Raw genomic sequence first — 25,241 nt, forward strand, 5'->3', positions numbered from 1 at the left:
CCGCAAACGGCGAACAAACATGAGTAACTGTGAAAAGTTATTCGGATAGAGCGAAATCCCCATAAGAAGTACTTTCACTGCATAACGCAGGTATTTTCATGTCTGTTATTTAAGTTTTACAACGAAATTTACTTATTTTGAAACATAAGCTAGTTTCACAAAGTGATATGTGCGTACATTCAGCATTTAAATTTTAATTTTGTAGTGCTATTTGAATAATTTAAATTGGGTGTCATTGTAGTTTTAGGTGTCATTGTAGTTTCATTGCTTTTGTTTTTGAACTTCGACAAGGGCTCTTGCTAGTGATACCACAGGCTATGGCGAGTCGTTCGCTAACACCCAATTTCATTAAACTGCGTACTTTGGTGCGTGTTATTCCTTTGTAAAGAGCGCCATTGCCGCCAGTAGCACATTCTTACCCTACGGCGGATCCAGTGATCTAAATCCAATGTTAGCTGATAAGTCTTGGCTCTTAGGTAGTAGTATACCCAGTCGCGTAAATTTTTTGGTCTAGAATCTGTATTACTCTAAAGCGCTGCGTCTCTTAACCTCTTTGTGCATAATACAATTAAAGGTTTTTTGCACAAAAATAAGGGAATGAGCAGTAAATGAACTTGAAGGAAAATATTGATATGTTAAAAAACGATATATTAATAAAGGTAGCCTTTATTACCTCAAATAAGCCAATCAAACACCTGCAATACTTTCCAAAACGTTCATTAAAACAACAGCAAATCCTCTTTTGATATTTTATGTAAAACAGAAGTAACCGATTGAATCAAAATAGGAACTCGGCTATGGTTAATGCATCAATAAAAACAAATTAAAAACGAGTTATTTTACAGGCTCGTTAGGCATATACAGGACGTATGTTGATGGATTCAAATATTAATAAACCACTCATGTTTGGCGCTTTATTTAGTGCAATAGCTGCTTTAGCTCATTTAGGTTGCATTATATTTGGTGGGCAGTGGTATCGTTTTTTTGGTGCGGGTGAGCAAATGGCTAAAATGGCGGAAGCAGGTGAATCATATCCAGCCATCGTTACATCCGTATTAGTTTTAATCCTTTTTATTTGGTCTGTTTACGGGTTATCTGGCGCAAGGGTTATCAGTAAACTTCCACTTGTTAGAACCGCTTTAGTTCTTATCTCCTCTATTTATATTTTACGTGGTGTTTCATTTATTATATTAATGCCTATGTTCCCCGAAAATAGCATTGTTTTTTGGCTAGTCAGTTCATCAATATGCTTATTTATCGGTATGTTATATTCTGTTGGTACTTACCAGAGCTGGTCCAATTTACGTGTGAATATGCTCAATAGATAAACTGCAGAGCCAAACCTAGACTTCAAATTAAAGCGACGACTTTATGAGCCATCATTTCACGCTGTTGGCTCAAAAGTGACACAATAATGAAGTTTTAATTGGCTAATTATTTATAGCGCTTCAAAAATAGCAGCTATGCCTTGGCCCCCGCCAATACACATAGTGACTAACCCATATTTACCATTAATACGTTTAAGCTCGTACAGGCATTTGGTAGATAATATTGCGCCGGTTGCCCCAACTGGGTGGCCAAGTGCAATTGCGCCGCCATTTGGGTTTACTTTATCAGCAGGAAAATTAAGCTCGTTAGCCACGCAAAGCGCTTGTGCTGCAAAGGCTTCGTTTGATTCAATGACATCCATTTGCTCAATGGTTAAGCCTGCTTTTGCCATGAGTTGTTGTACCGCAGGAATAGGGCCGATACCCATCAAAGTAGGATTAACGCCTGCTCGGGCATAACCAATTAAACGCCCAAGTGGCTTTAAACCTTGTTGAATGGCTTTTTGCTCTGACATAAGTACTAACATGGCTGCGCCATCATTGATGCCTGATGAGGTAGCGGCAGTCACTGTACCATCGTGTTTGAAATACGGTTTTAGTGTGGCAAGCTTTTCACTTGAGGTATCGGCGCGTACGTGCTCGTCGGTATCAAAAATGTGTGTGCCTTTACGTGTTTTTATTTCTACAGGCACAATTTGCTCTTCAAAGTGGCCTGCGCTAATGGCTTTAGCGGCTTTATGATGGCTTTGTGCGGCATACTCGTCCTGTTGTTCACGCGTTATGGTGTATCTATCGGCAATGTTTTCAGCGGTTATGCCCATTGGGTTGTTATCCCAGGGTCTTGTAATGTGGTTGTGAGCTCATCAATCATTATACTGTCACCCATTTTTTGCCCCCAGCGATTGCTGGTCAGGGTAAAACTTGAGCTACTCATGCTTTCTGCACCACCTGCTAAAGCAGCATCTACATCTCCCAATTGAATTTGCTGCGCAGCTTGTATTATAGCCTCCAAGCCAGAGCCACATAAGCGATTTAGCGTAACTGCATGGCTGCTAATTGGTAGCCCTGCATCTAAGCCTATAACTCTTGAGAGATACGCGTCCTTTGGCCCATTGTGAATCACTTTACCAACAATACAAGCACCAATTTGATCTGGTGAGAGTTTAGATCTGGTTATGGCTTCTTTTGCGCATAGCGTGCCTAGTTCAGCAGGCGTGAAATTTTTAAGACTGCCGCCAAAGCTACCGATGGCGGTTCGTACCGCACTTACAATTACTACGCTGTTGTTGTTTGTTGTCATTGTTTTTACTTTTTTAAATTAGCGATGTGTATAAACACGGTTTAGGGCATTAATAAAAGCACAATTTACCTTTAAACAAAAGGAAAGGAATTTGTTCGCTGATTACTAACCAACAGTATTGGTTGTGTATCCAAAACACATATTGGAGTATAAAAATGAGTAAAATTACTAAGCGGTCTATTATATTGACTTTGGTTATTGCTACCATTGCTACTAGCGTGTAGAAAGCAGGGGGGATTATATATAATTGTATAGCTGCAAACTGATAAACACTTTAAATAAAGTGGCGAAGGCAGCTTATCGAGTAATTCTAAACTGCTACTTTAATCTTTTTTACACACTCTTTAATAGTCTAGCAAATGCATCAGCAAGTGCTCAGTGAACTAATTAGAAGTGTTGTCGTCAGCTCTTGCTGCTTGGTTTGGTAACAGTTCTTCAATAATTTCTCTTGCGGGGAGGGTGTAACGTACACCGTCAAACATCACCGAAGTGAATTCGTCGATACTGGTAATGCCTGTTAGTGTCCAGCCTTCACCTCTTTTTGGGCAGTATACAGTTGTTGTTGGTTGTATAACTTTAAATTCTTCAGTCATGGCAGCTACCTTAATACTTGTTAGTTGGCTATCTTAAGGTAATAATTAGCTTTGATAAAGTTTATTAACCCTTTTTACTATGCAAAACCCTGTACTTTTAGAACGAGTCTCTCTTAGTTTAGTTGCCCATAAACATGCTCCAGCACTTTTAGCTATTTTAACGCAACCCCAAGTCGCACAATATAACGATTACGCGTTGCCTCTTAGCAGAGAGGAGGTTAAGCAAATGATCCAAAATGACTTATCAAGTTATTACAATCAAGCAGGCTTGCGTTTAGCTATTTCAAATAATTTAGATGATTGCCTCATGGGCAGTGTTGGTTTTTACGATATAAATGATGCGCAAGCTTGGTTAGGTTTTGAATTATCTCACCAATATTGGAATCAAGGCTATATGTATGAGGTTTTAATTAACCTGATCAATAAGCAGGGTTACACGAATTGGTTGGAAAACCCTATTGCGACAATTTTTGCTCGAGTCGCAGCTGCTAACTGCAAATCTATACAGTTGTTAACTAAAATTGGCTTTCAGCAAGTCGACGATGATACTTGGCGCTTCGCTATTAAGACCTGTGGAGCAGGCTCATTTAACAGCTAAATTAATTCGTACCTAAAAACTTAGTGATAGAATGAATATTTGCTTTAATAGACTATAACTTAGGTATTACTAGCTAGTTATCATTTGTTGGTGGTCAGTTTATGGAAACATTCAGGTTAGTTATTCTTGTTTTAGCATGCCTTAGTATTCTGTTTGGTTATTTACGTTTGCTCAGTGATGACAATGGTAATGTGGATTTAAATAATTACCGCCTCACTGGTGGTCTTGGTAAGGTTCTTACTGGTGTATTTGAAGGTACCCTTGATTTATGTGCTCGCGAGATCTTTACAGAAGCTATCTGTGCAATAGCAATATACATGGGCGTGATACTTTTTGTACTTGGTTTTAACATTTAATGGATGAAATAGTAATTACCAGCATAGTGACTTTATTAGACTGAGATATATCGTTATTTATAAGTTTAATGCGGCCAATAGAGTTTCGGTGTGTCGAATATAAAAATTTAAGGAGCTAATTAAAGCTCCTCTATAATAATGCTTAAAAGGCTGAAATAATTATATGACCCTAATGCCTAATTTAGCAGGGGGATTCTTAAGAAAAAGCAGCTTCTTTGATATCTTGTTGCATTTGCTCACGCATTTTAAACTTTTGTAGCTTCCCGGTTACTGTCATAGGATACTCATCAACAAACCGGATATGTTTTGGGATTTTGAAGTAAGCGAGTTTATCTTTTAAAAATAAACGAATAGCCTCCTCATTTAGCACAGCGCTTTCACTTGGTTGGATCCAAGCACAGACTTCTTCACCATATTTTTCATCACTAATGCCAAATATAGCGGCATCTTGTATACCTGGGTACGTATAGAGTACTTCCTCGATTTCCCGCGGATAAATGTTTTCACCACCGCGAATAATCATGTCTTTAATTCGCCCTACAATGGTAACAAAGCCTTCTTCATCCATGACCCCTAGATCGCCAGAGTGTAACCAGCCTTCATTATCAATAGTCGCTGCTGTTTTCTCTTCATCGTTCCAGTAGCAACGCATAATTCCTGCGCCTCTACTGCATACTTCACCAGGGAGACCAATTTGTTGAATTTCACCGACTTCATTAATAATTTTAACTTCTGTGTGGGCTAAGGCACGGCCTACTGTACTTACTTGTTTTTCTAGCGGAGAGTCTGTTTCGGTGACATTGTTTATAGGACTGCATTCTGTTTGCCCATAGCCAATCACTACCTCTTTCATATGCATTAATGTGTGTACTTTACGCATGACCTGCTCAGGGCAGGTTGACCCTGCCATAACACCAGTGCGTAAGCTAGACAGGTCGTAATTAGCAAAGTCTTTATGCTCAAGTTCTGCAATAAACATAGTTGGCACACCATGCAGTGCCGTGCAGCGTTCTTTTTCAACAATATCGAGTGTGGTTTTTGCATCAAATGAGTCACTTGGGAAGACTGCGGTGGCGCCTTTACTAATACAAACTAAATTACCCAATACCATACCAAAGCAGTGATACAAAGGCACTGGAATACAAAGCTTGTCTTTTGCTGTTAGCTTCATCGCCTCGGCCATTAAAAAACCATTGTTAAGAATATTCTTGTGCGTAAGCGTGGCCCCTTTAGGATTACCTGTTGTGCCTGATGTAAATTGGATATTGATATCCTGATCAGCATTAAGAGTTGCTGCAATAGCGTCTAGTTCATATTTATGCGCAGAGGTCGGCATTGATAAGACATCTGCAAAACTGAACATACCCGGAGCTGACTCGTTGCCAATACGGATTATATTTTTAAGATGAGGCAGGTTATGGCTATTTGTTTTTCCGGCGTCGGTGTTTTCAAGCTCAGGGATGAGTTCGTTAAGCATTGCAAGGTAATTGCTTGCTTTAAAACTGGACGCCGTAATAAGCGTTGAACACTCGACAGTATTGAGCGCATATTGTAGTTCGTTTGGTCGAAATGCTGGATTGATGCACACCATGATTGCGCCAATTTTCGCTGTAGCAAATTGGGTTAAAGACCACTCAAGGTTGTTAGGAGACCAAATACCAACTCTGTCACCAGGTTTCACACCTAAAGCCAGTAAACCTTGTGCTAACTGATTAATTTGCTGTTGGTATTCTTTATAGCTGAGTCGAACATTTTGATGGCTTACAACTATGGCTGGGTGATTTGGGTTATTGTCGACAATATGATCAAGGTAGTCACCTATTGTTTGATTAATTAAAGGAGACGACTGTGATCCTTTATAGTAGCTATGCTGTAACGGTAAACTATTCTGTGTAACTGAGCCAGATTCAGTGGCGACTTTACTTACTTGCATGTGTGTGCTCCATGTCATTGTGTGAGAGTGTACAATGTTAGAAAAGCACAAATTGTCGACAAATAAAAGTCGATTAAGACCAATGTCTCAATTATTATTTGTTAAAAATAAAAAACGCGAGGAACAAAACACTCTGTAAGTGGCTTATTCTCTCGCGTTTTAATGGATAGATTGTAAAAAAGATTTAGCTATTTTTTATACATCATCACTACGGTATGTTTTACGCATAATATAAACATAGGCGTTAATAAATGCATTTTCTTGGTATTTTTTTAGGCCAGTATCTTCAAAATCAATAGGCACAGGGTTACGTTTTAGCTGCTCTTTAATTGTGGTCGGGCTAAAAACTTGAACGTCAAGGTTTTCAATTAGCTGGATTGCAGTTTCCATTTTGAAGCCTTTCGCACTACCTGCGAATTTACCTTTAGGCTGGCGCTCACGAATGGCGACAGAATCAATTTGGTAATCTTGCATTAATTTAGCAAAATCAAATTGAAATTTACGCATGATCTCTGTGTCATTGCCGTTACCAAGGGTAAAGCGTGTTTGGCGTACATCACGAATATCAAATACGTCGTTGTCTTTACTTAAAATACACAGGAGTACGTCGCTACCTGTTATTTCTACACCGCATGTTCTCATTAGTTTTTCTCTAAAAATCTAGTTACTGTCATTATATCAATTAACTTTATTAAAAGCAGTGCATTTAATAAATGATTTCTATGCCAATTCCACCGTGGTCGCTTGAGCAAATATCTTCTGCTATTTGATCTGGTTTTAAGTGGTCGTTAAAACTTAAATAGTTTAATGAAGTTATATTTGATAACGCACAGTGGGTATTAAAGTGACCAGATAACAGAATGTAATCAAGTACGTTTGCTCTGCCACGATAATAGTGGCTCGGTGCTCGGGTTTTGTTTTGCCGATGCTGCTCACTTAAATTAAACGCATCAGTTAAGCCTACAACCGGTTGTGCTAACTCTTTACATGGCTCGCAACTGATAGGATGAAAGCCTTGTGTCATAAATGATAGAGCAGGGCTATCTATAGAGTCATTAAAGTCACCAATAACGATTGTTGCACAGTTTTGTTCTCGTTGGGTTTTAAGAGCATCGTAATAGATAATTGATGCCTCTAGTGAGCGAGAAATTTGCGATTGCATCATACCCACTGTTTGCTGTAATAAATTGAGTAGAGGGTCATCTTGGTTGTGGATGTTTAACATATGGGCCATGGAATTAACCCGTTGTGATTTAAAGTGCACCACATAAAAGTACACTTTTCCAAGTCCTTCTAGTTCAACATAGCACTTAATGGGTGTGCGATTAAATTTAAATTCATTTTGATTATTAAGGTATTCCAGCAGCTCAGGACAAGGGCTAAGAGCTTGGCACTGTAGCATTGGGAACTTTGCTGCAATAGCGACTACAGGATTAAATAATACTTGTGGGTAAAGGTTATCGCTTTGAGGTGTGGCTACGGTGGTAAAATAATCAAAGCCGTGCTCTTTGCATAAAGTTTCCAAGGGTTTAATACTGAATACTTCTTGAAAAGCCACAATATCAGCCTGACTGTTACTTAAAAAATCACTTATAAACGTTTGCTTTTGCCGCCATTGTGTTGCGTTATAGCGTTCATGTAATTGGTAAAAAGAATAGGGCGGGGCTGTAAAGTTTAGTAAATTGAGGCTTGCGATACGTAAGGATTTTCGGCGACTCATAATGATTTCTCACAGCAAAAATTAGTCTAAGTATGAAATGCGCGGCTTATTTGTCAATTTGTCGCTGTAAATACTTGTATTTCACTGTTTCAGGCGCGACAATAGTGCTGCACTTAGCAAGACTCAACAGGTGCATTAACCGTAAATGGTTAACGATAACAATGCTTATTCGTAAAAGCGTTGTGGAGTTACTTATTTTTAATTTATTTAAATACATGTGATGCATTGTAGGCGTCACCACTGTACAAAGGATTTATAATGCCAGTTATTACCCTCCCTGACGGCAGTCAGCGTAGTTTTGAAAACCCAGTTAGTACTCTTGATGTAGCAAATGATATCGGCCCAGGCCTTGCAAAAGCGACCATTGCTGGTCGTGTTAATGGCGACCGTGTTGATGCATGCGATTTAATTTCTGAAGATTCACGCTTAGAAATAATCACCGCTAAAGACGATGATGGGTTAGAGATCATTCGTCACTCATGTGCTCACTTAATAGGTCATGCTGTTAAACAGTTATTCCCTGAAGCAAAAATGGCAATTGGCCCAACAATCGATAATGGTTTTTACTATGATATCGATATGGAACACTCACTAAGTCAAGAAGACTTAGATGCCATTGAAAAGCGCATGTTACAACTTGCTAAAACAAACTACGACGTAGTGAAAAAAACCGTCAGCTGGCAAGAAGCGCGCGATGCATTTGAAGCGCGCGGCGAAACATACAAAATTGAAATCTTAGACGAGAATATCGCCAAAGATGACCGCCCAGGCCTGTATCATCATGAAGAATATGTTGATATGTGCCGTGGCCCACACGTACCAAATATGAAATTCTGCCAACACTTCAAAATTATGAAAGTGGCAGGTGCTTATTGGCGTGGTGATTCAGAAAACAAAATGCTACAACGTATTTATGGCACCGCTTGGGGCGATAAAAAACAACTCAAAGCATATTTAAAACGCTTAGAAGAAGCTGAAAAACGTGATCACCGTCGTATTGGTAAAGCACTTGATTTATGGCACTGGCAAGAAGAAGCGCCAGGCATGGTATTTTGGCACAACGATGGTTGGAGCATTTACCGTGAGCTTGAAGAGTTTGTACGTGAAAAACTACGTGAGTACCAGTACGAAGAAGTAAAAGGTCCAATGATGATGGACCGCTCGTTATGGGAAAAATCAGGTCACTGGGATAAATATTCAGATGCGATGTTTACCACTGAGTCTGAAAAGCGTGAGTATGCAATCAAGCCAATGAACTGCCCAGGTCATGTGCAGATTTTTAATCAAGGTTTAAAATCTTACCGCGACTTACCACTGCGTATGGCAGAGTTTGGTTGTTGTCACCGTAATGAACCGTCAGGTGCATTACACGGACTAATGCGTGTACGTGGCTTTACTCAAGATGATGCCCACGTTTTCTGTACAGAAGACCAAGTGATGGATGAAGTATCATCATGTATCAAAATGGTTTATGACACGTACGAAACGTTTGGCTTTGAAAAAATAGTTGTTAAGCTTTCGACTCGCCCTGAAAAGCGTATCGGCGAAGACGAAATTTGGGATAAAGCCGAGCAAGCGCTGGCTGATGCACTTAAAGCAAATGACATTGAATTTGATTATTTACCGGGTGAAGGTGCCTTCTACGGTCCGAAAATTGAATTTACTTTGTACGATTGCTTAGACAGAGCGTGGCAGTGTGGTACAGTGCAACTAGATTTTGCATTACCGGGTCGTTTAGGTGCTACCTATGTTGCTGAAAACAACGAACGTCGTACACCGGTAATGATTCACCGTGCTATTTTAGGGTCAATTGAACGCTTTATTGGTATTTTGACTGAAGAATATGCAGGTTTATTCCCAACGTGGCTTGCGCCTAAGCAAGTGGTGATTATGAATATCACCGATAAACAAGCGGATTATGTGCACGAAATTGTACAAAAATTAAATAAACTTGGAATTAGAGCCGCTGCTGACTTGAGAAATGAGAAGATTGGCTTTAAAATCCGAGAACATACATTAAAACGTATTCCTTACTTACTTGTTGTTGGCGATAAAGAAGTTGAACAACAAGAAGTGGCAGTACGTACTCGCACAGGTGAAGACCTGGGCAAATTTAATGTTGATGACTTCGTCGCTAAAATTAGCGAAGAAATTAAACATCGACAATAAAAATCCGGTGTGCAGGGCATTAACACAACTGCAAACTGCACACTTATTATTTGATATTCTTGGAGGAACGTACCATTAGAGGCGGCAAGAAAGGGCAACAAACAGCTCAAAAAAATCGTATCAACGATGAAATTACAGCTAAAGAAGTTCGTTTAATCGACATCGACGGCGAGCAAGCTGGCATTCAAACATTAAGAGATGCGCAAGCTATGGCTGATGAAGCAGGTGTTGATCTAGTAGAGATCAGCCCAAATGCTGAGCCGCCTGTGTGTAAGGTCATGGATTACGGTAAGTTCATCTTTGAAAAAAGCAAAGAACTAAAAGAACAGAAGAAGAAACAAAAGCAAATCCAGATAAAAGAAATCAAATTCCGTCCAGGTACGGATGAGGGTGATTATCAGGTTAAGCTTCGTAACTTACGTAAGTTCTTAGAAGCGGGTGATAAAGCTAAAATCACTATTCGTTTCCGTGGCCGTGAAATGGCGCACCAAGAAATTGGTATCGAACTACTAAACCGTATTAAAGCTGATTTAGAAGAACTTGCACAAGTTGAGTCTTTCCCAAATCGTGTTGAGGGACGTCAAATGGTTATGATGATGTCTCCTATTGCTAAAAAGTAATAAACGAGCTAAGATACGCACCGAATTTAGCTCAGGTCACCAAGTAATATGTAAGTATTCACCTGAGTTAACCGGTTTTAAAGTAAAACTGCGGCATTCATGTTGAGTTTTCACCGGAATATGGCAGTAAGTTAGGCCTAAAAGTGGAGCTATAGCAATATATCTCACGCCTGCTTACTAATTTTAAAGCAATACATTTGGAGTTATTGCAATGGCTTATAAGCTAAAAAGTCACAGAGGCGCTGCTAAGCGTTTCAAGAAAACTGCTTCTGGCGGTTTCAAGCGTAAACAAGCGCATCTTCGTCACATTCTGACTAAGAAAACTTCTAAGCGTAAGTTACACCTACGTCCTAAGATGATGGTTCATAAAAATGACCATGGTCTAGTTTCACGTATGTTACCATTCGCTTAATAGGGGTTTTTAGAAATGGCAAGAGTTAAACGCGGCGTTGTCGCACGTGCACGTCACAAAAAAGTTTTAAAACAAGCAAAAGGTTACTACGGAGCACGTTCACGTGTTTACCGCGTAGCTTTCCAGGCTGTTACAAAAGCGGGTCAATACGCTTACCGTGACCGTCGTGCTAAGAAACGTACTTTCCGTCAATTATGGATTGCACGTATCAATGCTGCTTCACGTCAAAATGGTCTGTCTTACAGCCGTTTTATCAATGGTCTTAAAAAGACTTCTGTAGAAATCGATCGTAAGATCCTTGCAGATATCGCTGTTTATGACCAAGTTGCATTCGCAGCGCTTGTTGCAAAAGCAAAAGAAGGCCTAGCGGCAGCTTAAGCTTTTACATATAAGTATTGAAAAGGAGCCTGAGGCTCCTTTTTTTGTGCCTGTAAGAAAATATTTTTGCGGTAAGCCTCTTGAAAAGCAAGACAAGAAGTAGTGATTATCACCTTGCTAAACCGATATAATAATTACAAATAATTGAGGTAAAGATAAATTTTGAATTGGCAATCATTAGTCGATAACCGTCAACGTTTTTTCTGGGTATTACAAGTAGCCGGTTGGATTGGTTATGCGCTGGTAAATTACATTGGCTCCAAAGTATTTGAAATGCGCGATATATACGTTTTTGTTATTGTGCTAAATGCGTACGCGGGTTGTTTAATGACTGTGCCACTTCGTTATATGTATCGCAAGGCATGGAATGCATCGCCTTGGATACTGATGTTAGTGGTATTTAGTGCATCATACGTTACCGGTACATTGTGGGCGGTTGTGCAAAAGTTTAACTTATGGGAAATATACCGCCATGGCTATAGACCCAATGAGTGGTTTTATTATTTCCAACAAGGGCTTGATTCGGTTTACATCATTTTGTGTTGGAGCGGGTTATATTTTGGTATTAAATACTACCAGTTATTACAAAGTGAACGCCAAAAAGCGCTAAAAGCCACCACAATGGCTCATGAAGCACAACTGAAAATGCTGCGCTATCAACTTAACCCTCATTTTTTGTTTAATACGCTTAATGCTATATCAACACTTATACTTGTAAAAGAAAATAAAGATGCCAACTTGATGGTATCAAAATTGAGTGACTTTTTACGTTATACACTCAATACCGACCCGATTAAAAAAGTACCCCTTGAGCAAGAATTACATGCGCTAATGCTGTATCTTGAAATAGAGCGAGTGCGCTTTGATGAGCGTTTAAAAGTAAATATAGATGTTAGCGATGAGGCAAAGCATGCATTGGTGCCAAGTTTAATATTGCAACCGATCATCGAAAATGCAATTAAATATGCCATTGCTCACCTATCTGAGGGAGGCGAAATTGACATCAAAGCACAAGTTTTTGCTAATGAACTATTATTGGAAGTAGGCGATAATGGACCAGGTACTGAGTTACTCAATGGTCAACTGGTTAATTCACAGGGGGTGGGTGTTGCAAACACCAAAGACCGTTTGAAAACCTTGTATGAGAATAACTATTCGTTTGTGTTATCACACAATACGCCAAGTGGATTAAAAGTGAATCTGCGCGTTCCGTTTGAAAAGGCTGTTAAGAAATGAGCAAGATTAAAACCCTGATTGTCGATGATGAACCGTTAGCCCGTAGAGGTTTAGCGGTAAGGCTTGAAGAGTTTGACGATATAGAAGTCGTTAAGCTGTGCAGTACAGGCCAAGAAGCCATTGACGAATGCCAAGCAGGGCAAATAGATTTAGTTTTTTTAGATATTCAAATGCCAGGTATGAATGGTTTTGAGGTTGCACGCGCACTCAGTGAAAGCGTTAGAGCATTACCTGCTATTGTATTCGTTACGGCATTTGATCAGTTCGCGGTCAAAGCATTTGAAATACATGCTTTAGATTATATTCTTAAACCAGTCGATGACAACAGACTAAAACAGGCGGTAGAAAAAGTGCATACCTACTTAAAAACGCAGCAAGACAACGCCCATAAAAAGAAATTAGCGAGTTTTGTAGCGGGAATAACCGGTAACAATTGCGAAGAAATTTTAAAGAAATTAGCAACTGGCGATACCTTGTCAGATAAACGTTACCCAGAATCATTAGCTGTAAAAGAGCAGGGTGAAATTATTCGTGTTCCTGTAGCGACTATTCAATGGGTTGATGCGGCGGGTGATTATATGTGTTTGCACTGCCAAGATGGCCAGACTCACATACTACGTAAGACCATGAAAGAGTTAGAGCAAGAGTTAGATCCACAATTATTTGTGCGGGTTCACCGCAGCGCTATTGTTAATACAAAGCAGATCAGTAAATTGGTGACTCAAGTAAGTGGTGAGTACTTGTTAGTGTTAGATAACGGGCAAGAGCTAAAAGTGAGCCGAAGTTATCGTGATAAAGTAAAAGCTGCATTAGCAAGTTAGTATTACTCAAAGCAAGTTAGTTTATAGCGCGATTCTTAGTTAATAAAAAACGCGAGCATTTATGTGCTCGCGTTTTTATACTTGAACTAATAGTTGAAGTGGCTAATTAAGCCACTGTTACTATTTTCATGGTGTTAGTTGCACCTACAGTTTCCATTGCATCACCATGAGTTATGATTACTGTGTCACCAGATTTAAGTGAACCAGCTTCAACTAAGGTATTAAGTGCATCTTTTACCATGTTATCTTTTTCACATTGTGTTGAATCAAAAAACACAGGGTAAACACCACGGTACAGTGCTGTTTGTCCTAATGTGCTTGCATGACGAGACAGTGAGAAGATTGGCAAGCCAGAACTAATACGTGACATAAGCTTAGCTGTGCTGCCAGATTCTGTTAATGTTACGATAGCTTTTACTGAATCTAAGTGATTAGCAGCGTACATTGCAGATAATGCGATTGATTCAGCATTTGAAGAAAAACGGCTGTCTAAACGGTGTTTTGATACGTGTGTTTCTTTTTGTGACTCAGCACCTAAACAAACACGTGCCATAGTTGCAACAGTTTCTTCAGGGTAATCACCGGCAGCAGTTTCAGCTGAAAGCATTACCGCATCAGTGCCATCAAGTACCGCGTTTGCAACATCCATAACCTCAGCACGCGTTGGCATTGGATTATCAATCATTGATTCCATCATTTGTGTTGCTGTAACAACGGTACGGTTTAACGAACGGGCACGACGTATAATCAGCTTTTGCTTACCCATAAGCGCAGCATCACCAATTTCAACCCCTAAATCACCACGTGCAACCATGACTGCATCTGAAGCAAGTACTATGTCATCAACGGCTTCAACAGTTTCAACAGCTTCAGCACGTTCAATTTTAGCAAGTAATTGTGCTTTAGAACCCGCAGCTTCAGCAAGTGATCGCACATAACGCATGTCATCACCACTGCGTGGGAATGATACGGCGATGTAATCAACATCGATTTCAGCGGCTGTAAGTAAATCTTCTTTATCTTTTTCAGTAAATGCAGGGGCTGTTAAACCACCACCTAAACGGTTGATACCTTTATTGTTAGATAAAACACCGCCAACGGTAACCGAAGTATGCACTAGGTGGCCTTCAACACTTTCTACTGTTAATTGAATTAAACCATCGTTTAATAAAAGTAGGTCACCTGGTGATACATCTTGTGGCAATTCTTTATAATCGATACCAACGGCATTAACATCGCCTTCGCCTTTTTCCATTTTTGCATCAAGGATAAACTTAGCACCAACATCTAAAGTCACTTTACCTTCTTTGAAAGTAGAGACACGAATTTTAGGGCCTTGTAAATCGGCTAAAATTGCGATGTGCTTGCCTAAATTTTTTGCGATATCACGAACAGCTTGAGCGCGGTCTTTATGATCTTGAGCTACGCCATGTGAGAAGTTCAAACGCACCACGTTTGCACCAGCACGGATTATTTTTTCTAGGTTGTTATCACGATCGGTTGCAGGTCCAAGGGTAGCGACTATTTTTGTGCGTCTAAGCATCAAATTCTCCTGTAGGCTTACAAGGTAAGCAGGTTGACGGTTATATTCGTTTTTAAATATTTGTATTTATACACAAATATGGAGTTTTAAGGCAGTGTGAACACGTTATATAAACAAAGTGTTATTTAATTGCTGCCAATATTTATACAAAATTAATATTACGACATTATGACACCGGTGTCAGCGTCAGTCAATGTTCTAATTGATGTTAAATAATCCCTGTGATGCGCGTTGTTTGATATAATACCTAGGCGTGTATTTAGAGCGGTTACTTTAACTCAGGCTCGCATTTTTGAGCGGCTTGGGTATAATGCGCGCGGTATTATTTTCATTTACTAACCAATAGTTGTTACCGAGGAGGACACTAAATGCAAGTTGCATTAGTAGGGTTAGGCGTTATGGGTAAAAATCTGGCTCTAAACCTGATAGAAAAAGGGCTGACACTCGTAGCTTATGATAAAAACCCCGATGCGGGCGAAGAGTTATTAAGTTGTGCTAAATCTCAAGGCATGGCGGATCGTCTGCATATTGTGTCTGATTTAAATGACATGGTTAAAAGGTTAACAGCACCTCGTTCAATTTTACTGTTAGTACCTGCAGGTGAATTGGTTGATAAAGTGTGTACTGAACTAGTAGAAGCTGGTGTTGATTGTAACGATATTATTGTTGATTGTGGTAACAGTAACTACAAAGATGGCATAACTCGCAAGTTAAAATATCAAAATAAATTTGAGTTTGCCACTATGGGAATTTCTGGCGGTGCCGAAGGTGCGCGTCACGGGCCTGCTATGATGGCCAGTGGTTCCGAGGGCGGTTGGGAACGTGTCGAGCCATGGTTTGAAAAAGTGGCTGCCAGTTACAAAGGTGAGTCATGTTTTGCTCGAGTAGGTCAATCAGCAAGCGGCCACTTTGTGAAGATGGTTCATAATGGTATTGAATATGCGTTAATGCAACTTATTGCTGAAATGTATCAGTTGCTTCGTTTAGGAACGAACCGTTCACCAAAAGAAGTAGCAGCTATTTTTGAGCAATGGGCAGAAGGCGACTTAAACAGCTATTTATTATCTATCTCTAGCCATATCCTATCTTTAGAAACTGATAAAGATGAATCATTAGTAGATTTAATTGATAATAAAGTGGGTGCTAAAGGCACAGGTCTTTGGACTGCACAAAACGCTTTAGAATTAGGCATTGCAGTTCCATCGTTAGTTGCTGCTGTACAAGCGCGTCATTTAACAAACACATGTGATACCCATGCGGCAAAAGAAATGACTTATGCGGCTAAATCTACTACTGAGGTTGAACTTGATTTAGAAGAGCTTAAAGAAGCATTTTTACTGGCTAGTTTACTTGCTTATCGCCAAGGTCTTGCTTTAATCAAGGGAGCGTCAAGGGCGCATCAGTGGAAAGTCGACTTATCGAAAACGCTACAAACATGGCGTGCTGGCTGTATTATTCGTGCCGATTACTTAGATAATATCGCACAAGGTGTTGAGTTTATTGACACACTAGGAAAAGAAGCTACTTCATTACGTAAGATCACAGGTCAAGCAATGATGACAGGCTTAGCATTTCCAGTGTTAAGTTCTACACAGACTTATTTTGCAACGCTTACGACACCTAGTAATGGTCATTTAGTTCAAGCGCAACGTGATTACTTTGGTGAACATGGTATTAAAACTCATGGTGGAGAAGTATGTCATTTAACTGATTTAGTCGAGATAGACGCTAAAGTACGTTAAATGTATTAAAACTCTTACATCAAGAGCCTACTAAAAAGCCAGCTAAATTAGCTGGCTTTTTTGATCTTGTTCTATATTTGGTACAAACGGGGAGTTTGACTATAGTTACTAAATTAGTCTTTTTTGTGGCGATTTAACCACGCCTTGCGTACTGAGCGACGCCAAAGTAAATCGATACCAAAATAGCCAATTAACGAAGCGGCTGTAGCACATATTAAAGAGCCCACTAAAAACGCAGGGCCTATTGTGGTTAGACTTTCGATGAACCATTGCCAACTTGGCTCAAAAGCAAAGTGTTGCTCTGGCTGCCCTAGAGCGATGGTGCCAACTAAGTATGAACAATAAAAAATAGGCGGCATTGTCAATGGGTTAGTGATCCACACAACGGCAACTGATATAGGTAGATTAACACGTAATGGAATAGCAAGGGCTGCAGCTAATACCATTTGAAAAGGAACAGGGATGAAAGCAAAAAATAAACCGACAGAAAATGCACCTCGCGCGGAGCGTCGATTAAGATGCCACAAATTGGCATCGTGGAGTAAACGGCCAAAAATTTGTAAAAATTTATGCTGTTTAATCGTATTGTGATCGGGTAAAAACCGTTGGATCGTTTTCTTAGCCATTTAAAGCAACCATTTACATCAGTGTGGTTAAGCATTGGGTTTGTTATAGGTTGTGTTACAACCGTTTTTTATTATCAGACCCTTGTGTTTACTCTTTTCACATTATCTCTTGTGATAGGAAGCGTTTATTTTAAGCCGTTTTTGTCTGTATTGTTAGGTTTTATTTGCGGTATTCTTTGTGTTTGGGTACATTTTTTATGTTTTTATACTATTTCATATCCCGATACGGATGAAAATCAATCAAAGCTTGTGACATTTGACGTTGTTGAGATTATTTCTAAGCGTGATAACTATTATTTAAAAGCCAAACTTCATAATCCACAAAGTATACTTAGTTTTAAAGCACCGCATGCTTTAGTGAGTCTAAAAGCTGATACAAACATCAGTATAGGTGACAGGGTAACGACTCGGCTTAAATTAACTAAGTTTCGCAGTCAAAAAAATTTTAATGGCTTTGATAGAGAGCGTTACGCGTTTAGTCAGCGGTTGTTTTTTAAAGCAAAACAAACATCTGCGTCTCTACAAATAATAAAGTCTTACAAACTCAGTAGTATTACAGCATACCGTGATTTTATTAACAGCACATATCAAAACACTCAAATGAACTGGCTTTATTATGCTCTTCTGACAGGTGATAGGGGCTTAATGTCGTATGATCAAAAGCAAACCTTGCAACAGTTTGGCTTAAGTCATCTTTTAGCTATTTCAGGTTTACATATCAGTCTAATGTTTGGCATTGGCTATTTTATTACTAAACACATAGTTCGCCTATTTATAAGGGTAATAAATCAAACCGTAAATCTTTCGCTGATTTATAGTGTCGGTGGGTTCAGTTTAGCGTTTTGTTATGTGTACTTAAGTGACTTTCTAGTTTCCGCTACGCGTGCGTTAATTATGCTGGGCTGTTATTTGCTCGTCTATTTTTATTCTAAGCAAGCTTTAAAGTGGCAGAGTCTATTATATGCATTGGTACTTACCTTAGCAATTGATCCATTTAGCTTGCTAAATCCTGGGCTATATTTTTCATTTTGTGCCGTTGCGATTATTTTTTTAATTTTAAATAGATTGTCGAGTTTTCGTGGTGGGTTTATCGCGTTATTAAAAAACTTAACTGTTATACAATGTGCGCTATTTATAGGTTTGCTGCCATTATCTTTATATTTTTTTAATGGAGTTAGCTTAATCGGTTTAGTCGTTAACTTGATTGCAATCCCTTTATTGAGTTTTGTTATCATGCCGAGCTTAGTGATGCTTAGCTCGCTCAGTATTTTCATCAGCATTGAGCCGGTTATTCAAACGTTAGACCCACTCCTAACTCTGTGTTTCAATGCTCTTTTGTATATACCAAGTGATTACCGCTGGCTCGGCTCGCATTCATTGAGTTTGGTGTTAGTGCAGGCACTTTACCTTACTGGAATTATGTTCTACATGTTGCCCACAAAAAGGCTACTAGCGTTGATCCCCGTGTGTATAGCGCTAGTTGATACCCTTTTGCAAACTAAGCCTGATTGGCAACTTAATGTGTTTGATGTGGGTCACGGCACTATGGTATTGATAAGTAAAAATAACAAAGGCTTTGTATATGATTTAGGGCCTATCTATTTTAATCAATATACGCGTGTTAATTCTACTTTATTACCCCACATTCAAAACAACGCCATTACAGTTGAGCATTCTGTGGTAAGTCATATGGACAAAGATCATGCTGGGGGGCTAAGACCATGGTTAGCACAGGGGTATTTAGCAACATTTAATTTATTACAACCAAACGGGCCTGAGCAAGTGTGTTTAGCTAAACAGTTTATGTTCCAAGGTTTAGTTTTTACAGTGAGCAAAAACTTAGGGAGCTTTACTTCGAATAATGATAACTCATGCGTGATCCATATTTCAGATGGTGCATTCAGTGTGTTGTTACCTGGAGATATTACGATGCAACGGGAGCATGAATTAATCAAGCAAAACGAACAGTTAAAAAGCACCATACTGTTAAGCCCTCATCACGGAAGTAAAACATCATCAAGCGACGAATTTATTGCTGCCGTAAGCCCAGATGTTGTATTGCATTCAACATCCTATAAAGGGCAGTGGGGTTTACCCCATGAAGAGGTTGTAAAACGCTATCTAAAAAAACATGTACAACAATATTCAACGGCTGAACATGGTCAAATAAGTATCAAATTTTATCAAAATGAATATAAAATTGAATACGCACGTGCACAAAGTTATTGGTTTCTAAAAGATTGAGTTTAGTTTTATGTTGCTGAAGGCTACAATAGTCACAGACTATGAATTAGAGAGTGTTATGGATCAAACTACATCGCAAATCTACAAGCGCTTATTAACCTACGTGGGTGATTATAAGAGTATCGCAATTTTAGCTGTAGTGGGCATGATTGGCTATTCAGCCATGGATGCTTTATTTATTCAACTAATGAAACCCTTTATTGATCAGGGCTTAAATGAGCGTAATAGTGACGTACTAAAATATGCACCATTTGTTGTGGTTGCACTTGTGTTTGGTCGTGGGTTTTTCAATTACATGTCATCATATTGCTTGAGTTATGTAGGCTCGCAAGTGGTGCGTTCATTGCGACAACAATTATTTGAGCATATCCTACATTTACCTGTCTCTTTTCATGACAAAAATTCTACTGGCGATTTAATATCTAAAATCACTTTTGATACTGAGCAAGTACAACAAGCGATTACAAAAGCTATGTTAATCGTGGTGCGTGAAGGCGCATTTGTGGTGTTTTTACTTACAGTGATGTTCTACACCAGTTGGAAGCTGTCGTTAATATTTTTGATCATCATTCCATTAGTGGCGGTTATTGTCAGCGTGGTGTCAAAACGATTTCGTCATATATCTAAAAATATACAATCAGCGATGGGGCAAGTGACCCGTAGCTCTGAACAAATGCTCAGTGGTCATAAAGTAATACATGGCTTTGGTGGCCAAAAACAAGAAATTGATCAGTTTGCTACTATCAATAATCACAATCGCCAGCAACGCATTAAAATGGATGCGACTAAAGCGCTGAGTGTCTCAGTGATTCAAATATTAGCGGCCAGTGCGATGGCGGTTATTTTATTTGTTGTATCGATGCCATCGATGATCGACACTATCAGCTCTGGTGATTTTGTTGTGCTTATTTCATCGATGATGATGTTGTTACGCCCACTAAAGCAACTCGCTAACGTGAACAGCGATTTACAGCGTGGTATTTCTGCAGCACAAAGTATTTTTTTAGTACTGGATGAAGACGTAGAAAAAGATACCGGCACAGTAAACGTTGATAAAGTGAAAGGGCTAATCGAAGTTAAAAATGTGACCTTTAATTACCCAACAAAAGAAGAGCCAGTACTTCGCGATTTATCACTGACTATTAAAGCAGGAGAAAGTATTGCTTTAGTGGGACGTTCAGGCTCAGGTAAGTCAACTATCTCCAATTTACTACCGCGTTATTATGACTTACAAGCACCTAGCGAAATATTATTAGACGGCATTGCGCTGAGCGATTATAAACTGACAGATTTACGACGACAGTTTGCGCTAGTGTCGCAACAGGTGGTGTTATTCAACGATACTATCGCTAATAACATTAGCTATGGCATTACACGTACATTAACTGACGATGAGCTGTTAGCCGTTGCCAAACAAGCCCACGTTTGGGAATTTGTAAAAGATTTACCTGATGGTTTAAATACCATGGTGGGTGAAAATGGGGTGATGCTTTCAGGTGGGCAACGCCAACGTATCGCTATTGCTCGTGCAATCTTGAAAGATGCACCTATTTTGATTTTAGATGAAGCTACATCAGCCCTTGATACTGAATCTGAAAAGCTGATACAACAAGCGCTCGATCAATTAATGAAAGATAAAACATCCATTGTTATTGCACACCGCCTTTCAACAATCGAAAAAAGTGACCGTATTTACGTAATTGATAACGGTCAAGTTATTGAAAGTGGCGATCATCAGGCACTACTTGAAAATGACGGCACTTATGCTGCTCTATGCAAAATGCAGTTTGGTGAGCAATGGTGAATAAAATAGAACAAAGCTGGTATAAAAGCTTTAGCTTTTTAACTTTATTACTGTTGCCATTGAGCGGACTTTTTTGGTTGATTTCAACTCTGCGTAGCTTATGCTACAAAATTGGTCTATTGGAGCAATTCAAAGGCGAAGTACCAGTCATTGTCGTGGGTAATATTAGTGTGGGTGGTAATGGTAAAACACCGTTTGTTATTTGGCTTGCTCAATATTTACAACAGAACGATTTAAACGTTGCCGTTATTAGTCGCGGTTACGGTGGTTCTTCACAGATTTACCCTTTAATTGTTGATAGTTCAAGTACAACAGCGCAAGCTGGGGATGAGCCTGTACTTATTCAGCGCCGATTAGGCTGTCCTGTTGTTGTGGGCCCTGATCGAAAAGCCAATATAAAGCTGTTAAATGCAAAATACGATTTAGATGTCATTATCTCCGATGACGGCATGCAGCATTATAAAATGGGTCGCGATATAGAGTGTTGCATAGTGGATAGCGAGCGCCGCTTTGGCAATGGTTTTTTGATGCCAGCAGGCCCACTGCGAGAAACTAAAAAACGTTTAAAAACGGTTGATTTAGTCATAGAAAACGGAGGTGCTGATAACTTTAATTATCAATTACAAGCATCGGCGTTATTAAATGTGGCCACGGGTGAAAAGGTGCAAAGTAAACTACATAGCGGCCATGCAATAAGTGCAATTGGAAACCCAACGCGATTTGAAAATACACTGCAACGCTCGGGTGTTAAGTTACTTTCTACGGCTCATTATCGTGATCATTATGCTTATACAGCAGCTGATTTTGAAAAATATAGCGATGAAGTTGTCATTATGACAGAGAAGGATGCGGTAAAATGCCGCGTTTTTGCTAAACCAAATTGGTACTTTTTACCCGTTGATGCAAAGCCATCAAGCGCGGTAATTAATAAACTCAATCTATTACTCAAAGAAAAAGGGATCCTCGATGGCCTTTGATACAAAATTACTTGAAATTATCGCTTGCCCAGTGTGTAAGGGTAAATTATGCCTAGACAAAGAAAATAATGAATTAATCAGCACGGCAGCAAAGTTAGCTTACCCAGTTGTTGATGACATTCCTGTATTGCTTGAAAACGAAGCGAGAGAGCTAAGCCAAGAAGAGGTAGAAAAGTGGAATTCGTAGTTGTCATTCCTGCGCGTTACGCATCGACCCGATTACCAGGCAAGCCCCTTGCGGATATTTGTGGTAAGCCGATGATCCAGCACGTGTATGAAAAGGCACTTGCGTCCGGCGCAAGTAAGGTTGTTATTGCAACCGATCATCAAAAGGTTTTCGAGGCGGTCAATTCGTTCACTAGTGATGTATTAATGACACGTGAAGATCATCAGTCTGGAACAGAGCGCTTAGCAGAAGTAATGGATTTACTTAACCTCAGCGATGACACCATCGTAGTGAATGTACAGGGTGATGAGCCATTACTTGCAGGCGAAAATGTTAGTCAAGTTGCTGCATTGTTAGCTAATTCGGCTGCACCAATGGCTACATTGAGTGTTGCAATTGAAGACATTGAAGAAGTATTTAACCCAAATGCTGTAAAAGTTGTGAGTGATGTTCATAAAAATGCGCTTTATTTTTCCCGTGCGAGTATTCCTTTTGATCGCGCTAACATGATGAATTCAGCTAAAAATGATCTTGTAAATAAAGCAAACTACCAACGTCATGTCGGTATATATGCTTATCGCGCAGGGTTTATTAAACAGTACATTGAACTTAGTCCTTCACCACTGGAACAATTAGAGTCTTTAGAACAGTTACGTGTACTTTATCATGGTCATCAGATTAAAATTGAGCAAGCACACGTTACACCTCATGCAGGTATCGATACCCCTGAAGATTTAGCTCGCGTAGTGCATTATTTAAAAAGTAATTCTTTGCGTGAATAAGCCGTTACCTTTAACAGTCATTACTGAACATAATGACTTTTATATTATTGAAAAACCGGCAGGGCTCAACTTCCATAGTGAAGAAGGGCCTGGCTTTGTGGTTTTAGCTGAGCAGCAACTGGGTGAAAAATTATTTGCCGTCCATCGATTAGATAAAGTTACCTCAGGGTTAATTATATTAGCGCGAAGCAGTCAAGCTGCTGCTCAGTTTACTCGACTTTTTACCGCGCATGAGGTTGATAAGTTTTATTTGGCTTTGTCAGATGTGAAGCCAAAGAAAAAGCAAGGCTGGATAAAAGGGGATATGGCTAAATCTCGACGCAGTAGTTTTAAGCTTTTGAAAACCCATACTAACCCAGCGATCACACGGTTTTATTCATTCAGTGTAGCTGCTAATTTACGCGGGTATATTTTAAAACCGTACTCAGGTAAAACACATCAATTGCGCGTTGCACTAAAAAGCATTGCCGCGCCGATTTTAGGTGATGCATTGTATGGTGGCACTGAATGCCAGCGTACCTATTTGCATGCTTATGCACTGTGCTTTACCTGGCAAAATGAGCGATTTAAGTTTATTTGCGAACCAAATAGCGACGCCCTTTATGGGCAATTAATTAAACATGATAACTTTCACACATGGCAACAGCCATGGAACTTGGATTGGTAAATGACAGACTCTGTAACAGATATTCGTTTTGGTGGAATAAAACGCTTATATGGACATCAACAATTCGCATGGCTTCAAAATGCGCACTTTTGTGTTATTGGTATCGGTGGTGTCGGCAGTTGGACTGCAGAAGCATTAGCACGAACAGGTGTTGGTAAACTAACGCTGATAGACCTTGATGATATATGTGCAACTAATGTAAATCGCCAAATTCATGCGCTAACAGGCACTGTTGGTGAGGCTAAAGTTGATGCAATGAAAGCACGCTGTCAGCTTATTAATCCTGAATGTGAAATTGAAGTCATTGATGATTTTATTACAGTGGATAATATTCGCGAGCATATCCAAGGTTTTGATTATGTAATTGATTGTATTGATGCAGTCAAAGAAAAAGCGGCACTTATTGCTCATTGTAAGCGTAATAAACTGCCTATAATTACTACCGGTGGTGCAGGCGGGCAAACGGATCCAAGTCAAATAACATTTGGTGATGTAGCAAAATCAACCCAAGATCCGCTGCTTGCTAAGGTTCGTTATATTTTACGCAAACAGTACAATTTTAGTAGCAACCCCAAGCGTAAATTTAATATTGATTGTGTTTATTCTACAGAGCAATTAGTTTACCCAGGTTCAGATGGCAGTGTGTGCCACGCAAAACAAAACGCAGATGGTTCGATGAATATGGATTGTAATAACGGTTTTGGTTCAGTGACTATGATCACAGGAAGCTTTGGCTTTTTTGTAGCAGCCAAAGCGGTTCGTAAATATCTAGATAAAAAGCAGCGATTAGCTAAAGCTTAAAGCGACTTTTGTTCAGCCATTGCTTGAATACGTTCGACAATGGCTTTAATACCATTACCTCGTGAAGGGCTTAAGTGGCTTATTAAACCAAGCTTTTCAAACTCTTCAAATGCATTAATGGCTAACACTTGACTCGGTGTTAAGCCATTATATAAAGATAATATGAGCGCAAGCAGTCCTTTTACAATACGTGTATCTGAATCCCCAATAATAACTAAACAGTTTTCTTGCAGATCAAACTCTAAATATAGCCAAACTTTACTCTCACAACCGGGTACAAGTGCATCTGATGTTTTTAAAACGTCAGGCATTGTCGGTAATTGTTTACCAAGTAGCATGATCTCACGGTATTTTTGTTGCCATGCGGGGGAATTATTTAGTGTATGAGCGAGTTCTTTAAACGTTTTATTCATTGCTTATCTACT

Annotated in this window: 25 protein-coding genes and 1 pseudogene; 17 read left to right on the forward strand and 9 right to left on the reverse strand. The window is 39.4% G+C overall.

Going from position 1 to position 25,241, the window contains the following annotated elements:
* Positions 1 to 332 precede the first annotated feature (332 nt).
* Positions 333 to 449 (reverse strand): group II intron maturase-specific domain-containing protein, encoded by a 117-nt coding sequence (locus AAEU30_RS17630; RefSeq protein ID WP_421961661.1) that lies wholly within the window; start codon positions 447 to 449, stop codon positions 333 to 335.
* A 426-nt stretch (positions 450 to 875) separates the two neighbouring features.
* On the opposite strand from AAEU30_RS17630, the gene AAEU30_RS17635 reads away from it, so the two are divergent.
* Positions 876 to 1,328 (forward strand): hypothetical protein, encoded by a 453-nt coding sequence (locus tag AAEU30_RS17635; protein WP_421961662.1) that lies wholly within the window; start codon positions 876 to 878, stop codon positions 1,326 to 1,328.
* Between the two features lie 110 nt (positions 1,329 to 1,438).
* Here AAEU30_RS17635 and bktB read toward each other — a convergent pair.
* Positions 1,439 to 2,628 (reverse strand): annotated as a pseudogene (gene bktB, locus AAEU30_RS17640) (beta-ketothiolase BktB).
* 383 nt (positions 2,629 to 3,011) lie between these two features.
* The gene (locus tag AAEU30_RS17645; RefSeq protein WP_421961663.1) at positions 3,012 to 3,221 is read right to left on the reverse strand and encodes a hypothetical protein; all 210 of its coding nucleotides are present in this window, start codon (positions 3,219 to 3,221) and stop codon (positions 3,012 to 3,014) included.
* Between the two features lie 79 nt (positions 3,222 to 3,300).
* Here AAEU30_RS17645 and AAEU30_RS17650 point away from each other — a divergent pair, with 79 nt between their 5' ends.
* Together AAEU30_RS17650 and AAEU30_RS17655 are read left to right on the forward strand one after the other, a co-directional pair.
* Positions 3,301 to 3,819, forward strand: coding sequence for a GNAT family N-acetyltransferase (locus AAEU30_RS17650; RefSeq protein WP_421961664.1), 519 nt, complete (start codon positions 3,301 to 3,303; stop codon positions 3,817 to 3,819).
* A gap of 101 nt (positions 3,820 to 3,920) precedes the next feature.
* Positions 3,921 to 4,175, forward strand: coding sequence for a MetJ regulator of methionine regulon (locus AAEU30_RS17655; RefSeq protein ID WP_421961665.1), 255 nt, complete (start codon positions 3,921 to 3,923; stop codon positions 4,173 to 4,175).
* A gap of 196 nt (positions 4,176 to 4,371) precedes the next feature.
* Here AAEU30_RS17655 and AAEU30_RS17660 read toward each other — a convergent pair whose 3' ends face one another.
* From AAEU30_RS17660 to AAEU30_RS17670, 3 genes are all read right to left on the reverse strand, one after another.
* Positions 4,372 to 6,108 carry an AMP-binding protein gene (locus AAEU30_RS17660; protein WP_421961666.1) on the reverse strand — a complete coding sequence of 579 codons (1,737 nt, stop codon included), beginning with the start codon at positions 6,106 to 6,108 and terminating at the stop codon, positions 4,372 to 4,374.
* 195 nt (positions 6,109 to 6,303) lie between these two features.
* Positions 6,304 to 6,750, reverse strand: coding sequence for a DUF3010 family protein (locus AAEU30_RS17665; protein WP_087534174.1), 447 nt, complete (start codon positions 6,748 to 6,750; stop codon positions 6,304 to 6,306).
* 64 nt (positions 6,751 to 6,814) lie between these two features.
* Positions 6,815 to 7,828 (reverse strand): endonuclease/exonuclease/phosphatase family protein, encoded by a 1,014-nt coding sequence (locus AAEU30_RS17670; protein WP_421961667.1) that lies wholly within the window; start codon positions 7,826 to 7,828, stop codon positions 6,815 to 6,817.
* Between the two features lie 258 nt (positions 7,829 to 8,086).
* Here AAEU30_RS17670 and thrS point away from each other — a divergent pair, with 258 nt between their 5' ends.
* The 6 genes from thrS (at position 8,087) to AAEU30_RS17700 (ending at position 13,464) form a co-directional block, all read left to right on the forward strand.
* A complete protein-coding gene (gene thrS, locus AAEU30_RS17675) occupies positions 8,087 to 9,997 on the forward strand; it encodes a threonine--tRNA ligase (protein ID WP_421961668.1) in 1,911 nt (636 codons plus the stop codon).
* Between the two features lie 59 nt (positions 9,998 to 10,056).
* Positions 10,057 to 10,617, forward strand: a complete 561-nt coding sequence (gene infC / locus AAEU30_RS17680) for a translation initiation factor IF-3 (protein WP_087534172.1) — start codon at positions 10,057 to 10,059, stop codon at positions 10,615 to 10,617.
* Between the two features lie 211 nt (positions 10,618 to 10,828).
* Positions 10,829 to 11,029: a 50S ribosomal protein L35 gene (gene rpmI / locus AAEU30_RS17685; protein ID WP_004587840.1), complete on the forward strand. Its 201-nt coding sequence runs from the start codon at positions 10,829 to 10,831 to the stop codon at positions 11,027 to 11,029.
* Positions 11,030 to 11,044: 15 nt separating this feature from the next.
* On the forward strand, positions 11,045 to 11,407 hold the full coding sequence (rplT, locus tag AAEU30_RS17690) for a 50S ribosomal protein L20 (protein WP_008110477.1): 363 nt from the start codon (positions 11,045 to 11,047) through the stop codon (positions 11,405 to 11,407).
* A gap of 162 nt (positions 11,408 to 11,569) precedes the next feature.
* Positions 11,570 to 12,643 carry a sensor histidine kinase gene (locus AAEU30_RS17695; RefSeq protein ID WP_421961669.1) on the forward strand — a complete coding sequence of 358 codons (1,074 nt, stop codon included), beginning with the start codon at positions 11,570 to 11,572 and terminating at the stop codon, positions 12,641 to 12,643.
* A complete protein-coding gene (locus tag AAEU30_RS17700) occupies positions 12,640 to 13,464 on the forward strand; it encodes a LytR/AlgR family response regulator transcription factor (RefSeq protein WP_421961670.1) in 825 nt (274 codons plus the stop codon). Before AAEU30_RS17695 ends, AAEU30_RS17700 begins: the two co-directional genes overlap by 4 nt.
* A 106-nt stretch (positions 13,465 to 13,570) precedes the next feature.
* On the opposite strand, the gene pyk is transcribed toward AAEU30_RS17700, so the two are convergent.
* Complete coding sequence (gene pyk, locus AAEU30_RS17705; protein WP_421961671.1) at positions 13,571 to 15,007, reverse strand: pyruvate kinase; 1,437 nt, start codon at positions 15,005 to 15,007, stop codon at positions 13,571 to 13,573.
* A 368-nt stretch (positions 15,008 to 15,375) separates the two neighbouring features.
* Here pyk and gnd point away from each other — a divergent pair, with 368 nt between their 5' ends.
* The gene (gene gnd, locus AAEU30_RS17710; RefSeq protein WP_421961672.1) at positions 15,376 to 16,749 is read left to right on the forward strand and encodes an NADP-dependent phosphogluconate dehydrogenase; all 1,374 of its coding nucleotides are present in this window, start codon (positions 15,376 to 15,378) and stop codon (positions 16,747 to 16,749) included.
* A gap of 113 nt (positions 16,750 to 16,862) precedes the next feature.
* Here the strand turns inward: gnd and AAEU30_RS17715 are convergent, their stop codons facing one another.
* Positions 16,863 to 17,375, reverse strand: coding sequence for a DUF2062 domain-containing protein (locus AAEU30_RS17715; RefSeq protein WP_421961673.1), 513 nt, complete (start codon positions 17,373 to 17,375; stop codon positions 16,863 to 16,865).
* A 21-nt stretch (positions 17,376 to 17,396) separates the two neighbouring features.
* On the opposite strand from AAEU30_RS17715, the gene AAEU30_RS17720 reads away from it, so the two are divergent.
* The 7 genes from AAEU30_RS17720 to tcdA are packed head-to-tail and all read left to right on the forward strand — an operon-like array spanning position 17,397 to position 24,816.
* Positions 17,397 to 19,619, forward strand: a complete 2,223-nt coding sequence (locus AAEU30_RS17720) for a DNA internalization-related competence protein ComEC/Rec2 (protein WP_421961744.1) — start codon at positions 17,397 to 17,399, stop codon at positions 19,617 to 19,619.
* A gap of 58 nt (positions 19,620 to 19,677) precedes the next feature.
* Positions 19,678 to 21,423: a lipid A export permease/ATP-binding protein MsbA gene (gene msbA / locus AAEU30_RS17725; RefSeq protein WP_421961674.1), complete on the forward strand. Its 1,746-nt coding sequence runs from the start codon at positions 19,678 to 19,680 to the stop codon at positions 21,421 to 21,423.
* Positions 21,420 to 22,400, forward strand: a complete 981-nt coding sequence (gene lpxK, locus AAEU30_RS17730; RefSeq protein WP_421961745.1) for a tetraacyldisaccharide 4'-kinase — start codon at positions 21,420 to 21,422, stop codon at positions 22,398 to 22,400. Before msbA ends, lpxK begins: the two co-directional genes overlap by 4 nt.
* The gene (locus AAEU30_RS17735) at positions 22,390 to 22,587 is read left to right on the forward strand and encodes a Trm112 family protein (protein ID WP_421961675.1); all 198 of its coding nucleotides are present in this window, start codon (positions 22,390 to 22,392) and stop codon (positions 22,585 to 22,587) included. The genes lpxK and AAEU30_RS17735 overlap by 11 nt, the downstream gene beginning before the upstream one ends.
* A complete protein-coding gene (kdsB, locus tag AAEU30_RS17740) occupies positions 22,575 to 23,348 on the forward strand; it encodes a 3-deoxy-manno-octulosonate cytidylyltransferase (RefSeq protein WP_421961676.1) in 774 nt (257 codons plus the stop codon). The genes AAEU30_RS17735 and kdsB overlap by 13 nt, the downstream gene beginning before the upstream one ends.
* Positions 23,341 to 24,015: a TIGR01621 family pseudouridine synthase gene (locus AAEU30_RS17745; RefSeq protein ID WP_421961677.1), complete on the forward strand. Its 675-nt coding sequence runs from the start codon at positions 23,341 to 23,343 to the stop codon at positions 24,013 to 24,015. Before kdsB ends, AAEU30_RS17745 begins: the two co-directional genes overlap by 8 nt.
* A complete protein-coding gene (gene tcdA, locus AAEU30_RS17750) occupies positions 24,016 to 24,816 on the forward strand; it encodes a tRNA cyclic N6-threonylcarbamoyladenosine(37) synthase TcdA (RefSeq protein WP_421961678.1) in 801 nt (266 codons plus the stop codon). It begins immediately after the preceding gene.
* On the opposite strand, the gene AAEU30_RS17755 is transcribed toward tcdA, so the two are convergent.
* Entirely contained in the window at positions 24,813 to 25,229 is a 417-nt protein-coding gene (locus AAEU30_RS17755; protein ID WP_087534160.1) for a SufE family protein, read from the reverse strand. The two genes, tcdA and AAEU30_RS17755, sit on opposite strands and share 4 nt — an antisense overlap.
* Positions 25,230 to 25,241: the final 12 nt, after the last annotated feature.

Source organism: Pseudoalteromonas mucoides (genome assembly GCF_049257175.1).
Taxonomy (GTDB): Bacteria; Pseudomonadota; Gammaproteobacteria; order Enterobacterales; family Alteromonadaceae; genus Pseudoalteromonas.

Excerpts from the sequence above, each read along its gene's own strand:
- AAEU30_RS17635 (WP_421961662.1), top strand. The coding sequence starts at position 876 with ATGGATTCAAATATTAATAAACCACTCATGTTTGGCGCTTTATTTAGT.
- AAEU30_RS17645 (WP_421961663.1), bottom strand. The coding sequence starts at position 3,221 with ATGACTGAAGAATTTAAAGTTATACAACCAACAACAACTGTATACTGC.
- AAEU30_RS17650 (WP_421961664.1), top strand. The coding sequence starts at position 3,301 with ATGCAAAACCCTGTACTTTTAGAACGAGTCTCTCTTAGTTTAGTTGCC.
- AAEU30_RS17655 (WP_421961665.1), top strand. The coding sequence starts at position 3,921 with ATGGAAACATTCAGGTTAGTTATTCTTGTTTTAGCATGCCTTAGTATT.
- AAEU30_RS17660 (WP_421961666.1), bottom strand. The coding sequence starts at position 6,108 with ATGCAAGTAAGTAAAGTCGCCACTGAATCTGGCTCAGTTACACAGAAT.
- AAEU30_RS17665 (WP_087534174.1), bottom strand. The coding sequence starts at position 6,750 with ATGAGAACATGCGGTGTAGAAATAACAGGTAGCGACGTACTCCTGTGT.
- AAEU30_RS17670 (WP_421961667.1), bottom strand. The coding sequence starts at position 7,828 with ATGAGTCGCCGAAAATCCTTACGTATCGCAAGCCTCAATTTACTAAAC.
- thrS (WP_421961668.1), top strand. The coding sequence starts at position 8,087 with ATGCCAGTTATTACCCTCCCTGACGGCAGTCAGCGTAGTTTTGAAAAC.
- rpmI (WP_004587840.1), top strand. The coding sequence starts at position 10,829 with ATGGCTTATAAGCTAAAAAGTCACAGAGGCGCTGCTAAGCGTTTCAAG.
- rplT (WP_008110477.1), top strand. The coding sequence starts at position 11,045 with ATGGCAAGAGTTAAACGCGGCGTTGTCGCACGTGCACGTCACAAAAAA.
- AAEU30_RS17700 (WP_421961670.1), top strand. The coding sequence starts at position 12,640 with ATGAGCAAGATTAAAACCCTGATTGTCGATGATGAACCGTTAGCCCGT.
- pyk (WP_421961671.1), bottom strand. The coding sequence starts at position 15,007 with ATGCTTAGACGCACAAAAATAGTCGCTACCCTTGGACCTGCAACCGAT.
- gnd (WP_421961672.1), top strand. The coding sequence starts at position 15,376 with ATGCAAGTTGCATTAGTAGGGTTAGGCGTTATGGGTAAAAATCTGGCT.
- AAEU30_RS17715 (WP_421961673.1), bottom strand. The coding sequence starts at position 17,375 with ATGGCTAAGAAAACGATCCAACGGTTTTTACCCGATCACAATACGATT.
- msbA (WP_421961674.1), top strand. The coding sequence starts at position 19,678 with ATGGATCAAACTACATCGCAAATCTACAAGCGCTTATTAACCTACGTG.
- AAEU30_RS17735 (WP_421961675.1), top strand. The coding sequence starts at position 22,390 with ATGGCCTTTGATACAAAATTACTTGAAATTATCGCTTGCCCAGTGTGT.
- tcdA (WP_421961678.1), top strand. The coding sequence starts at position 24,016 with ATGACAGACTCTGTAACAGATATTCGTTTTGGTGGAATAAAACGCTTA.
- AAEU30_RS17755 (WP_087534160.1), bottom strand. The coding sequence starts at position 25,229 with ATGAATAAAACGTTTAAAGAACTCGCTCATACACTAAATAATTCCCCC.